Origin of the sequence: Laribacter hongkongensis DSM 14985 (genome assembly GCF_000423285.1) — a bacterium.
Taxonomy (GTDB): Bacteria; Pseudomonadota; Gammaproteobacteria; order Burkholderiales; family Aquaspirillaceae; genus Laribacter; species Laribacter hongkongensis.
In genome coordinates this window covers 1-13,352 of sequence record NZ_AUHR01000011.1, presented here as the reverse complement: position 1 = coordinate 13,352, position 13,352 = coordinate 1, and the positions used below count along the sequence as shown (strand labels likewise).

Here is a 13,352-nt window from a genome sequence, read left to right as displayed (position 1 = left end):
GGCTTTATCGGCCGACAGGCTTGGCGTAGCATCCCCGGTTTTTGTCGGAGAGTCTGTCCGTGACCTGTCCGGGTCATGGCAGTGTCGTGCATGTCGTCTTCCGCTTCGTTTTCGCTTCGCCTGATTGCCTGGCAACGCCAGCATGGCCGTCATCACCTGCCCTGGCAATCGCCGGACCCGTACCGGGTCTGGGTGTCGGAAATCATGCTGCAACAGACGCAGGTCAGCACCGTGCTCGGCTTCTACGAACGCTTCATTGCCCGTTTTCCCGATGTTGCCACGCTGGCAGCGGCTCCGCTGGATGACGTGCTGGCGTTGTGGAGCGGTCTGGGTTACTACACACGGGCCCGCAACCTGCATCGTGCCGCCCGGCTGGTCGAGGATACGCTGGGCGGGGTGTTTCCCGTTGATCCGGCCGAACTGGAGCGTCTGCCTGGCATCGGCCGCTCGACGGCCGCAGCGATTGCCGCTTTTGCCGCCGGTGCCCGGGTAGCGATCCTCGACGGAAACGTCAAACGGGTGCTGACACGCTGGGCCGGCATTGAAGGCTGGCCGGGCGACAAAAAGGTCGAGGCGCGGCTGTGGCAGCTCGCTACCCTGTTGTTGCCACCCGGCTCCGGGGACATGGCAGCGTATACCCAGGGGCAGATGGATCTGGGCAGCCTGGTCTGTACCCGCAGCAAGCCGGGCTGTGGCGTCTGTCCGTTGTCTCTCGACTGCGTGGCGTACCGTGATGGCCGTTGCCGGGAGCTGCCGACCCCTCGTCCGAAAAAAACTATCCCAGTCCGGGATGCCTGCTGGTTATTGGCGCAGGATGAGCAGGGGCGGGTGCTGCTGACCCGTCGCCCCGAGCAGGGCATCTGGGGCGGGCTGTGGAGTCTGCCCGAGCTGGCCTCCAGTGACGCTGTCGATGAAGCCGCTTCCGCGCTCGGATTTGCCGTACGGGACATCGGGCCGGCCCTGCCGGAGGTCGAACACGTCTTTACCCACTTTCGCCTGATCGCCACCCCGGTGCCGGTGCGGGCGCAGCCTCTGGGTAGCGTACCCGGCTGCGGCTGGTTTACGGCGCAGGAACGGGATGAACTGGGGTTGCCGGCACCGGTCAGGCGCCTGCTGTCCGGTCTTTGAGCCGTTTCGGGCTCTTGTAGCCTGTTGCTATCGCCCCCATTTGTTGGCTCAATGAGCATTACCCAAAGCGAAACGTCCACATCATGGTTTCTGTAGCTCGTCCCCTTGCCGATTCCCTTGCTGATGCGGCTGATCCGAATGCTTGGCTGGCCGGGGCGCGGGCCGGGTTGCCGGCCGAAGACCTCGCGCAACTGGAGAGGGCTTTTTCGCTGGCGCGCGAGCAGTACGCCGGCCGCAAGCTGGGGCATACCGACGAGGAAATGTTCAGCCACGCGGTCCATGCCGCCGCCATCATTGCCGACCTGAACCTGCCCTCTGTTACCACCGCTGCCACTTTGCTGGCCGGGCTGCCGCTGTGCCGGGACGATGCCCATGCCTGGCTGACCGAAAAGATGGGCAAGGAAGTGGCCGATCTGGTCGAGGGCGTGGCCCGTCTGGGGCGGATTGCCGAGTTTGCCGGCCAGAGCGATGCCGTAACGTCCGAAGCCCGGGCCCAGCAGGCCGAAGCCATGCGCAAGATGTTGCTGGCCATGGTGGCCGACATCCGCATCGTGCTGATCAAGCTGGCCTGGCGCACCCAGACCATGCACTGGCTGGCCAAGGTGCCGGACGAACAGGTGCGCCGGCGCATCGCGCGGGAAACCCAGGAAATCTTTGCGCCGCTGGCCAACCGGCTGGGGGTGTGGCAGATCAAGTGGGAGCTGGAAGATCTGGCATTCCGCCATCTGGAGCCGGACAACTACAAGAAGATCGCCAAATTGCTCGACGAGCGGCGGGTGGAACGCCTGCAGTTCATCGAGGACGTACTGTTCACCCTGCGCAGCGAGCTGGCGCAGGCCAGAGTGCGGGCTGACGTGGCCGGGCGTGCCAAGCATATCTATTCGATCTGGAAAAAGATGCGCAAGAAGCATCTGGATTTTTCCGAGCTTTACGATATCCGTGCCGTGCGCGTGCTGGTCGACAAGGTGTCCGACTGCTATGCCGTGCTCGGTATGGTGCACAGCCTGTGGCAGCCGATTCCGGGCGAGTTTGACGACTATATCGCCCACCCGAAGGCCAATGATTACAAGAGCCTGCACACGGCTGTGATCGGGCCGCAGGACAAGGTGCTGGAGGTGCAGATCCGTACGTTCGACATGCACGAGCATGCCGAATTCGGGGTGGCTGCGCACTGGCGCTACAAGGAGGGCGGGCGCGGTGACGGCGAGTACGAGGAAAAGATCGCCTGGCTGCGGCAACTGCTCGACTGGCGTGAAGAGGTCAGCGACCGGCAGGGGCTGGCCAGCGCGTTCCAGACGGCACTGTTTTCCGACACCATCTACGTGCTGACCCCTCAGGGGCGGGTCGTGTCGCTGCCGCAGGGCGCGACCCCCATCGACTTTGCTTACGCCCTGCACTCCGACCTGGGGCACCGCTGCCGTGGCGCCAAGATCGACGGGACCATCGTGCCGCTGTCGACACCGCTGGAAAACGGACAGCGGATCGAGATCATGACCGTGAAGGAGGGTGGCCCCAGCATCAACTGGCTGCACGAGGGCTGGGTCAAGTCGCACCGGGCCATCACCAAGATCCGCCAGTACATCCGGCAGCAGAACGCCCATGTGGCGATTGATGCCGGCCGGGTAGCCTTTGAAAAGGAACTGGCCAAACTGCCGCCGGGGCAGCAGCCCAATCTGGAGCAGGTGGCAGAAAAACTCGGCCATGCCCGGATCGAGGACATGTACGCGGCCATCGGTCATGGCGAACTGGGCATGCGTGCAGTGCATCATGCGCTGCTGGCTCTGTTGCCGCCCGAGCCGCCACCGGAACTGGAGCCGGAAGACATCGTCCACAAGAGCCGTGCGGGGCATGACGCCAGCGGCATCCTGATCGAAGGTGTGGATAACCTGATGACGGTGCTGGCCAAGTGCTGTAAGCCGGCGCCGCCTGATCCGGTGGTGGGGTTCGTGACCCGTGGCCGCGGCGTGTCGATTCACCGGGCCAATTGCGTCACGCTCAAGCGGCTGTCGGCCGAGGCGCCGGAACGGCTGATCTCGGTGGACTGGGGCTTGCAGGAAGGCAGCATGTTCGCCATCGACATCGAAGTGATGGCGCGCGACCGCAGCGGCCTGTTGCGCGACATTTCCGACGTGCTGTCGCGGGAAAAGCTCAATGTCACTGCCGTTCATACGCAAAGCCGCGATGCGCATGCGCGCATGTGCTTCACCATCGAAGTGCGGCAGGTGGCCGATATCCAGCGTGTGCTGGCCCGGGTGGGGGACGTGAATGGCGTGCAGGAGGTACGGAGGATCTGAGCCGGTTGTGCGACAGCCTGCTTACCCGAAATACTGCACTGCACAAAAAATTCTTGCCAAATGATTAAGCGGTTTCCATAATTGCCGTACATCACGACGCTCAGCGATGCAGCGTTTTGGTGTTGTCTCCTCCATCCTCCTTTTTTAGGTGGAATTACGCGCAATCGGACTTTCCGGTTGCGCTTTTTTTTGGCCTTTCACATGGCATTTTTTCACGGCCGGATGGCCGTCGGCTCTGGCCTGGTCCGTACTCGGAGAGTCGCGCAAACCCGCGTTTTTCCGGGCAAAACCCCGGTGGCTACCCTGTGTACGAGGTTTGACAGCCGGGGGGGCGGTGTATAGAATTGGCAGCTTTCAAGAATTTCGACTGGAAGAGATCCATGAAGACCTTCTCTGCCAAGCCACATGAGGTCAAGCGCGACTGGTTCGTGGTCGACGCGACCGACAAGGTGCTCGGCCGCCTGGCTGCCGAGATCGCTCGTCGCCTGCGTGGCAAGCACAAGCCGGAATACACTCCGCACGTCGATACCGGCGACTACATCGTAGTCGTCAACGCCGACAAGCTGCGTGTGACCGGCAACAAGGCACTGGACAAGAAGTACTACCGTCACTCGGGCTACCCGGGCGGTATCTACGAGCGTACCTTCACCGAGCTGCAGAACGAGTTCCCGGAACGCGTGCTGGAAAAGGCCGTCAAGGGCATGCTGCCGAAGGGCCCGCTGGGCTACGCCATGATCAAGAAACTCAAGGTGTACGCCGGTGCCGAGCACCCGCACACTGCCCAGCAGCCGAAAGCGCTGGAAATCTGATTACTGAGGCACACGAATGAACGGCAAATACTACTACGGCACCGGCCGCCGCAAGAGCGCTGTGGCCCGCGTGTTCATGATCAAGGGCTCCGGCAAGATCACCGTCAACGGCAAGCCGGTTGACGAATACTTTGCCCGTGAAACCGGCCGCATGGTGATCCGCCAGCCGCTGGTACTGACCGAGCACACTGAATCCTTCGACATCCTGGTCAACGTGACCGGTGGTGGCGAAACCGGCCAGGCCGGTGCAGTGCGCCACGGCATCACCCGTGCCCTGATCGACTTTTCCGCCGAGCTCAAGCCGGCACTGTCCAACGCCGGCTTCGTTACCCGCGACGCCCGCGAAGTGGAACGTAAAAAAGTCGGTCTGCACAAGGCCCGTCGCCGCAAGCAGTTCTCCAAGCGTTAATCTGCTTTATGGCTACGCAAAAAGTCACCTTCGGGTGGCTTTTTTGTTGTTTGCCGTTTCGGTGTCCGGCAGGTGATTTGCTACCATCCCGGACATGAGTCTCCCGATTGCCGCCCCGCCCGCCACACTCAAGAAGCTGGCCCGCCTCGGCCTTGTCCGGCGTTTTGACCTGGTCCTGCACCTGCCGCTGCGCTACGAGGACGAAACGCAGCTGACACCGGTACGCGCCGCGCGTTACGGTGAACCGGTGATGGTGGAGGGCGAAATCACCGCCCAGCAAGTCCAGTACAAGCCGCGCAAGCAGCTGGTGGCGACGCTGGCGGACGAATCAGGCCAGCTGATCCTGCGTTTCCTGCACTTTTATCCCACCCATCTCAAGCAGCTGGCCGTCGGGCAACGTGTCCGTGCCATGGGCGAAGTGCATCACGGCTATTTCGGCGACGAAATGGTGCATCCTAAAATCCGGGACGTCACGCCGGATACCCCGCTGGCCGACCATCTGACCCCGGTTTACCCCGCCGTACAGGGCGTCACGCAGCCGATGCTGCGGCGACTGATTGCCGGAGCCCTGCGGGACGAGCGGCTGGATGACACCCTGCCGGAACCGATGCGGCACGAACTGGGGCTGGTCCCCTTTGCCGATGCCGTGCGCATCCTGCACCAGCCACCCGCCCGGATGCCGGTGTCGATGCTGGCCGACGGCGCCCTGCCGGCATGGCAGCGGCTCAAGTTTGACGAACTGCTGGCGCAGCAGCTCTCCATGCGGCTGGCCTACCGGGCGCGCCGGGCTTTTGCTGCCCCGGTCCTGAAGGGGAACGGCCTGCTGACCAGGGCCTTGTTGCAAGCCCTGCCGTTCGAACTGACGCGGGCACAGGCGCGGGTCATGGGTGAAATCAGCCACGATCTGGCGCAGTCACACCCGATGCACCGCCTGCTGCAGGGCGACGTGGGCAGCGGCAAGACCGTGGTGGCGGCCCTGGCGGCACTGATCGCCATCGAGGCCGGCTGGCAGGCAGCGCTGATGGCACCGACCGAAATCCTCGCCGAGCAGCATCATCGCAAGCTGGCCGGCTGGCTGGCACCGCTCGGCATCAAGGTGGTCTGGCTGTCGGGCAGCCTGAAAAAAAAGGACAAGCAGGCCGCTATCGAGGCCATGGCCTCGGGCGAGGCGCAGCTGGCCATCGGTACGCACGCCCTGTTTCAGGACGGTGTGAGCTTTGCCCGGCTGGGGCTGGTGCTGATCGACGAGCAGCACCGTTTCGGAGTCGGCCAGCGGCTGGCGCTGACGCAGAAGGGTGGCGAGCCGCACCAGCTCACCATGTCGGCCACGCCGATCCCGCGCACGCTGGCCATGAGCTATTTTGCCGACCTCGACGTGTCGGTGATCGACGAACTGCCGCCGGGGCGCACGCCGATCCAGACCAAGCTGATTTCCACCTCCCGGCGTCATGACGTCATGGCCGCCATCCGGAAGGAGATCGATGCCGGCCGGCAGGCCTACTGGGTCTGCCCGCTGATCGAGGAAAGTGAAACGCTGGAGCTGCAAAATGCCGTAGCGACGTTTGAAGAGCTGGCCGAATCCTTGCCCGGCATCGTGGTTGGACTGGTGCATGGCCGCCTGAAGCCGGATGAAAAAGCGGCAGTCATGGCGGCCTTCCAGCAGAACGTGGTGCAGCTGCTGGTGGCGACCACGGTGATCGAAGTCGGCGTGGACGTGCCGAATGCCACCCTGATGGTGATCGAGCACGCCGAACGCATGGGGCTGGCACAATTGCACCAGCTGCGCGGCCGGGTCGGCCGCGGCGAGCATGCCAGCCGCTGCGTGCTGCTGTTCGAAGAGCCGCTGTCCGAGATCGCCAAGGCGCGCCTCAAGGTGATTTACCAGCATACCGACGGCTTCGAGATTGCCCGCCAGGACCTGCACATCCGCGGGCCGGGCGAATTCCTCGGTGCCCGCCAGAGCGGCGCGCCGCTGCTGCGTTTTGCCGATCCTGAGCGCGATGCCGAGCTGCTGGAGTCGGCCAAACACTGGGCGCCGGTGTTGCTGGAACAGCACCCGGACATGGTCGAGCGGCATCTGGCGCGCTGGCTGTCCGGGCGCGAGCAGTTTCTCCGGGCATGAAAAAGCCCCGCGTGGTGCGGGGCTGTTGGATGGTGTGCCGGTCAGGCCTGGGCTGATTCCGCGGCCACTTCGCTGGCGGGCAATGCGTCCAGCCCTTCGTCGGCCGCGGTGGCGGCGCGCCGGCGGCCGGCAATGCGGTCGACCAGGGTGGCAATCGCACCGTCGCCGGTGATGTTGCAGGCGGTACCGAAGCTGTCCTGGGCGATGTGCAGGGCGATCATCAGCGCGGCGGCGGTTTCGCCGAAGCCGAGCATCGAGGTCAGCAGGCCCAGTGCTGCCATCACGGCGCCACCCGGTACGCCCGGGGCGGCCACCATGGTGATGCCCAGCACCAGGATGAACGGCACCATGCTCGACCAGGTCGGCGTCATCAGGTCCGGCATCAGGAACATCACGGCCGTGGAACCGGTCACGATCGAAATGATGCTGCCGCACATATGGATGGTGGCGCCCAGCGGTACGACAAAGCCGGTGATGCTTTCGGACACGCCGAGCTGGCGGGTCTGGCGCATCGTCACCGGAATGGTGGCGGCCGACGACATGGTGCCCAGCGCGGTGAAGTAGGCCGGCATCATGGTGGCGATCATTTTCAGCGGATTGCGGCCGGTGGTCAGCGCCGACAGGCCGAACAGCACCGCCAGCCACAGCCATTGCATGCTGATGGCGATGGCCAGCACCAGGCCGAAGGTCTTGAAGGTCTGGAACACCGTGCCCTGCGCGGCCATGCCGGCAAACACCGAGGCAATGTAAAGCGGCAGGAACGGGATGATGATCTTGCCCAGTACCAGTTCGATGATGTCGCGTCCCTGGTCGACTACGCCCTTGAGCTTGTCGGCACGGGTAACGGCAATGCCGATGCCGAACACGAATGCGGTGACCAGTGCGGTGGTCACGCTCAGCAGTGGTGCCACTTCAAACTTGAAGAACGGTGCAATGGCGGCGACCTTGTCCGGCGCCGAACCGGCGGTCAGGACGTGCGGCACGATGGAACTGGCAGCAAAAAACGCCAGGAAGCCGGCGCAGATGGTCGAGGCGTAGGAAATGCCGACCGTGGCGCCCAGCAGCTTGCCGGCGCCGCGTTCCAGGTTGGCGATGCCGGACAGGACGTAAAACAGGATCAGCAGGGGAATGGTGTAGCCGATGAACTGGCCGAACAGCCCCTTGAAGGTAGCCAGCAGCTGGATGACGAATTCTGGCGCATACAGGCCGGCGAGCAGGCCGCCGGCAATGCCGGCGAGCAGGCGGGTAATGAGCTTCATGATGTTTCCCTGAACTGAATGTGACAACAGCCCGGTCAGGGGCTGTGCGGCTGGCGGTCCTGAGGGTCTGTGCCCTCATGGGAGGCTCCGGGCGTGGTTCCAGCGAGGAGCCCGGTAGCGTGGCGGGAATGTATTAAATAATTTCACAAAAGACAAATATACTTATATTGAGTGAAAAGACAGTCAGGATGACCACGCTATCGTGGATGGCTGGAGTATTTCGCCATGGCTGACTGGCCTGGCGGGTGACGGGCATGAAAAAAACCCGGGCTGGGGCCGGGTGATCAGGACCGGGGCGAGCGTGACAGCCTGGGCGGGTCGCCGGGAAGTCTGCCGGATGTGCGGACAGGTTTTCTGGTCCTGTGCCGGTATCCGGCGCGTGACTCAGCTGCTCTGCTGGACCGTGCACCCGCTGAGTTCCTGGTACAGGGCTGCAAACTCGCCGGTGAGCTTGTGGCGGGCGTCCAGATGGATCAGCGGCTTGCAGGCTTCGTGCGATTCACGGATGCGGACCGAGCTGGAGATCCGCTGGCGACAGATCGGCAGGCCTTCGGCTTCCAGCTCGGTCACCTGGCGTACCGGCAGGCTGGAGCGCGGCTGGAACTGGTTGACCACGATGCCTTCGACCCGCAGGTCCGGATTGTGGTCGGCGCGGATTTCCGCCACGTTGTCCATCAGCTGGTAAAGCGCCTGACGGGCGAAGCTGTCGCAATCGAACGGTATCAGGCAGCGGTCGCAGGCGATCAGGGCGGAACGGCTGAAGAAATTGAGAGCCGGTGGCGTGTCGATCCAGATTTCGTCAAAACGGTCGGACAGCTCGGCCAAGAGGTCGCGCAGCTTGAACATCTTGTAGCGCGCTTCCAGCTTGGGCGCGAGTTCACCCAGGCCCGGATGGGAGGCCATCAGTGTGAGCTGCGGAAACGGCGTGGCGTGCAGGAAGCTATCGGTCGGTCTGGGAAACAGGCTGAAGCTCAGGGTCTGGTCGAACCAGTGCAGCAGCGAGTGTTCGGCCTGGGTGTCCGGCAGGGCATCACCGAGCAGGTAGTGGCTCAGGTTGCCCTGCGGGTCAAGGTCGATGACCAGGACGCGCTGGCCGTGCCGGGCGGCGATGGCGGCGAGGTTGGCAGTCAGGGTGGACTTGCCGACCCCGCCTTTCTGGTTGAATACCACACGCCGGATGGCCGTCATCGCTGCCCTTTCGTTATTTGCAAACGACCTGCATCTGCTGCCAGCTGGCCGAGTTGGGAATGATTGCTGCGGGTTTTATCTGTCGGTCATTATACGAGTAGCTGCCGATCTGCCGGCCGTTTTCGTCGAAGAGCTGCATGGCGGTCAGCCGGTAGGTACGTGCCTGGCAGTCGATCTGCCAGCTGTTGACTGACTGCTTGTGGCGCGGCGTGTCGCCGAAATTCTCTTTTTTCAGGTTGAAGATGGTCTTGCGGTCACGAAAGGTGACCTGTTGTCCGCTTTTCTTCACCGACAGCATGTCGATTTCGTTCATCACGTTCCCGTTGGGGGTGACGCCGAGGTTTTTCCACTCGGCATCCTGCGGGCCGGGGCGGGTACCGGGGGCTTTGCCGCCCGGGGCGGTCTGGCTGGCGCAGCCAGCAGCGAACAGGCTGACCACCGTGGCCAGGGCAAGAGTGCGGATCACGTTTTCCTCCTGAAATCCGTCGCTTTTCAAATGGCGCAAGTGTGGCACACGGCGACTGCCGGCGCGACCTTGTCGCCCGAATTCCGTAGAATGGCCGGGTGAAATCTCCCGACTCCCTGCTGGCCGAAGCGCGCCATCTGCTGAACACTGTTTTTGGCTACCCGGATTTTCGCGGTCCCCAGGCCGACATCATCACCCACGTCGCCAGTGGCGGCCACGCACTGGTCCTGATGCCGACCGGTGGCGGCAAGTCGCTGTGCTTCCAGATTCCGGCCCTGCTGCGCCCGGGCCTGACCGTAGTGGTCAGCCCGCTGATTGCGCTGATGCAGGACCAGGTGGCCACGCTGTCCGAACTGGGCGTGCCGGCCGCCTTCCTCAACTCGACCCAGGACGCCGATGCGGCGCGGGCAGTGGCCCGCCGCGTGCAGGCAGGTGAGCTGAAACTGCTGTACGTGGCGCCGGAACGCCTGCTGTCCGGGCGCTTTCTCGACTGGCTGGCTTCGTTGCCGATCGGCCTTTTTGCCATCGACGAAGCACACTGCGTCAGCCAGTGGGGGCATGATTTCCGCCCCGAATACCGGCAACTCGGCGTGCTGGCTGAACGCTTTGCCACCGTGCCGCGGCTGGCGCTGACGGCCACTGCCGACCCGGATACGCGGGAGGAGATCCTGCACTATCTGGGGCTGGCGGATGCCCGGGTGTTCCTGTCCAGTTTTGACCGGCCGAACATCAGCTATGCCGTGGTCGAAAAGCACCAGGCCAAGCAGCAGCTGCTGCGTTTCATCCGCCAGGAGCACGCCGGCCACAGCGGCATCGTCTACTGCCTGTCGCGCAAGCGGGTGGAAGATACGGCGGCTTTCCTGCGCGAAAACGGCATTGATGCCATGGCTTACCATGCCGGTTTTGATGCGCGTACCCGCGAGGCCACGCAGACGCGCTTTATCCGGGAAGAGGGCGTGGTCATGGTGGCGACCATTGCTTTCGGCATGGGTATCGACAAGCCCGACGTGCGTTTTGTGGCGCACCTGGACCTGCCCAAGAGCCCGGAAAATTTCTACCAGGAGTCCGGCCGGGCCGGGCGCGACGGCCAGCCGGCTTCCAGCTGGCTGTGCTATGGCCTGACCGACATGGTGCAGTTGCAGCAGATGATCTTTGATGGCGACCAGGATGAAGTCCGGCGCCGGGTCGAACTGTCCAAGCTCGATGCCATGCTGGCGTATTGCGAAACCGCCGGCTGCCGGCGCCAGTTGTTGCTGGCGCATTTTGGCGAAACCATGGCGCCATGCGGCAAGTGCGACAACTGCCTGCACCCGCCGGTGACGCAGGACATGACCGTGCAGGTGCAGAAACTGCTGTCGTGTGTCTATCGTGTCAGCCAGCGGGCTGCTGCCAATCACGTCATCGACATCCTGCTGGGGCGCGAAAGCGAAACGGTGACCAGTCGGGGACACCAGCATCTGAGCACGTTCGGCATCGGGCGCGAGCTGTCGCAGCGCGGCTGGCGTTCGCTGGTGCGGCAACTGGTGGCGCAGGGTTATCTGCAGGTCGACGTCACCCACTATCAGGTGCTGCGCCTGACTGACCGCTGCCGTGCCGTGCTGCGTGGCGAGGAGCAGGTCTGGCTCAAGCCGGTACGCGACGACAAGAAAGTGTCGCGGATGGGCGGCGAGGCCGAGCGCTGGCTGCGTACCGAACGGGAAGAACGGCTTTGGCAGGCCCTGCGCCGCTGGCGCAAGGAAACCGCCGATGCCCACAACGTGCCGGCCTACGCGGTGTTTTCTGACCGCACCCTGCGCGAGCTGGTCGAGCAGCGGCCGGAATGCGAAGACGGGCTGCGGCAGATTTATGGTCTGGGGGACAGCAAGCTGGCTCGTTATGGCGAGGATGTGCTGGCGGTATTGCGCGATACCGATGATTGATGCCGCACGCAATGCGCGGTGACCGGGCTACAATCCTGCGTCATGTCTGAATGCGTGTGGAGTGGCTCATGCCTGTCAATCTATCTGTCCCCGATCGTTCCCGTCTGTTGCCGGTTGCCGGTGTCACGCTAGGCGTGGCCGAGGCGGGTGTGCGCTACGCCAATCGCCGTGACCTGCTGGTGATGGAGCTGGCACCCGGCAGCACCGTGGCGGGCGTGTTTACCCAGAACCGCTTTTGTGCCGCACCGGTGGTGCTGTGCCGGGAACACCTGGCCGCCGGAAAGGGCATCCGGGCGCTGGTGGTCAATACCGGCAATGCCAATGCCGGGACCGGAGCCAGCGGCCGTGAGCATGCGCGCCTGACCTGTGCTGCGCTGGCCGAGGAGCTTGGCATTGCACCGGAGCAGGTGCTGCCGTTTTCGACCGGCGTGATTCTGGAGCCTTTGCCGGTCGAGCGCATCATTGCCGGTCTGCCCCGGCGTCAGCCGGCCGACTGGCTGGATGCTGCCGCGGCCATCATGACGACCGATACCGTGCCCAAGGCCGTGTCGCGTCAGGTCGTGATCAATGGCGTCAAGGTCAGCGTGACCGGCATGACCAAGGGCTCGGGCATGATTCACCCGAACATGGCGACCATGCTCGGCTTTGTGGCTACGGATGCGAAAGTTGCGCAGCCGGTATTGCAGCAGATGCTGGCCGAGGTGACCGAGCATTCGTTCAACTGCGTGACGGTGGACGGGGACACCTCGACCAACGACAGCTTCATCCTGATGGCGAGCGGGCAGGCCGGCATGGCCGAGATCAGCGACATGGAGAGCGGAGACGCCCGGCTGTTGCAGGCCGCCATCATGGAGGTGGCGGTCGAGCTGGCGCAGGCCATGGCCCGTGACGGCGAAGGTGCGACCAAGTTCATGTCGGTGGTGGTCGAAGGCGGGCGCAACCGTTCCGAGTGCAAGCAGATCGCGTTTGCGATTGCGCATTCGCCGCTGGTCAAAACCGCGTTTTTTGCATCAGACCCCAATCTGGGCCGCTTGCTGGCGGCGATCGGTTACGCCGGCGTGGAGGATCTCGATACCTCGACGCTGGAGCTCTATCTGAACGAAGTGCTGGTGGCGGCGCAGGGCGGGCGGCATCCGGACTATCGTGAAGAGGATGGTCAGCGGGTCATGAAGGAGAGCGATATCACCATCCGGGTCTGCCTGCACCGGGGCGAGGCCAGTGCAACGGTCTGGACCTGCGATTATTCGTATGACTATGTGAAGATCAACGCGGATTACCGTAGCTGATATCCGGCTGGTTGATCACCCTGTCAGCCGGCGCGTGCGGTTTCTGCTTCTGCCAGTCCGGTTGGCGGGAAAAATTTGTTGCCTTTGATTCAGTTTGTTAACGGATTTTTTCCTGGTTTTTGAAAAAACTTCCTGATGCCGTATTGACGAGTTGTGGTGAGGTGGGTATAGTTCGCCACCTCGCTGCACGACGCAGCGCCGGCTGGTCCGGAAAGCTCTTTAACAAACGAACAACCGATAAGTGTGAGCGCTTGTGGAAACCCACAGGCTCGCACTTCAAATAGACGCAAGGAAAAACATTTTCTTGTCGTTTCTTTGAGCAAGCCAAGTACTTAGCTGAGATTGAACGAAAGAGTTTGATCCTGGCTCAGATTGAACGCTGGCGGCATGCTTTACACATGCAAGTCGAACGGTAACAGGGACTTCGGTCTGCTGACGAGTGGCGAACGGGTGAGTAATGCATCGGAACGTA

At 63.2% G+C, this 13,352-nt stretch carries 10 protein-coding genes and 1 rRNA gene; 8 read left to right on the top strand and 3 right to left on the bottom strand.

The annotated features are described in order from the left end of the window. Positions 1-90: 90 nt before the first annotated feature. From mutY to recG, 5 genes are all read left to right on the top strand, one after another. Positions 91-1,128, top strand: coding sequence for an A/G-specific adenine glycosylase (mutY, locus tag G542_RS0110325; protein ID WP_027824050.1), 1,038 nt, complete (start codon positions 91-93; stop codon positions 1,126-1,128). Positions 1,129-1,211: 83 nt separating this feature from the next. Beyond that, on the top strand, positions 1,212-3,422 hold the full coding sequence (locus tag G542_RS0110320) for a RelA/SpoT family protein (RefSeq protein WP_027824049.1): 2,211 nt from the start codon (positions 1,212-1,214) through the stop codon (positions 3,420-3,422). Between the two features lie 380 nt (positions 3,423-3,802). Further along, positions 3,803-4,231, top strand: a complete 429-nt coding sequence (gene rplM / locus G542_RS0110315) for a 50S ribosomal protein L13 (RefSeq protein WP_012698221.1) — start codon at positions 3,803-3,805, stop codon at positions 4,229-4,231. Positions 4,232-4,247: 16 nt separating this feature from the next. Continuing rightward, positions 4,248-4,640 carry a 30S ribosomal protein S9 gene (rpsI, locus tag G542_RS0110310; RefSeq protein WP_027824048.1) on the top strand — a complete coding sequence of 131 codons (393 nt, stop codon included), beginning with the start codon at positions 4,248-4,250 and terminating at the stop codon, positions 4,638-4,640. A gap of 94 nt (positions 4,641-4,734) precedes the next feature. Next, entirely contained in the window at positions 4,735-6,762 is a 2,028-nt protein-coding gene (gene recG, locus G542_RS0110305) for an ATP-dependent DNA helicase RecG (protein ID WP_027824047.1), read from the top strand. Between the two features lie 41 nt (positions 6,763-6,803). Here recG and G542_RS0110300 read toward each other — a convergent pair whose 3' ends face one another. The 3 genes from G542_RS0110300 to G542_RS0110290 all read right to left on the bottom strand — a co-directional run bounded on the left by G542_RS0110300 (position 6,804) and on the right by G542_RS0110290 (position 9,675). Continuing rightward, positions 6,804-8,021, bottom strand: coding sequence for a dicarboxylate/amino acid:cation symporter (locus G542_RS0110300; protein ID WP_027824046.1), 1,218 nt, complete (start codon positions 8,019-8,021; stop codon positions 6,804-6,806). 384 nt (positions 8,022-8,405) lie between these two features. Next, positions 8,406-9,209, bottom strand: coding sequence for a ParA family protein (locus G542_RS0110295; protein WP_012698216.1), 804 nt, complete (start codon positions 9,207-9,209; stop codon positions 8,406-8,408). 13 nt (positions 9,210-9,222) lie between these two features. Further along, positions 9,223-9,675 carry a surface-adhesin E family protein gene (locus G542_RS0110290; RefSeq protein ID WP_012698215.1) on the bottom strand — a complete coding sequence of 151 codons (453 nt, stop codon included), beginning with the start codon at positions 9,673-9,675 and terminating at the stop codon, positions 9,223-9,225. 98 nt (positions 9,676-9,773) lie between these two features. Between G542_RS0110290 and recQ the strand changes: the two genes are divergently transcribed. The 3 genes from recQ to G542_RS0110275 all read left to right on the top strand — a co-directional run. Continuing rightward, entirely contained in the window at positions 9,774-11,594 is a 1,821-nt protein-coding gene (gene recQ / locus G542_RS0110285; protein ID WP_081666809.1) for a DNA helicase RecQ, read from the top strand. Between the two features lie 68 nt (positions 11,595-11,662). After that, positions 11,663-12,880: a bifunctional glutamate N-acetyltransferase/amino-acid acetyltransferase ArgJ gene (argJ, locus tag G542_RS0110280; RefSeq protein ID WP_027824043.1), complete on the top strand. Its 1,218-nt coding sequence runs from the start codon at positions 11,663-11,665 to the stop codon at positions 12,878-12,880. Positions 12,881-13,224: 344 nt separating this feature from the next. Next, a 16S ribosomal RNA gene (locus G542_RS0110275) occupies positions 13,225-13,352 on the top strand; the annotation flags it as partial.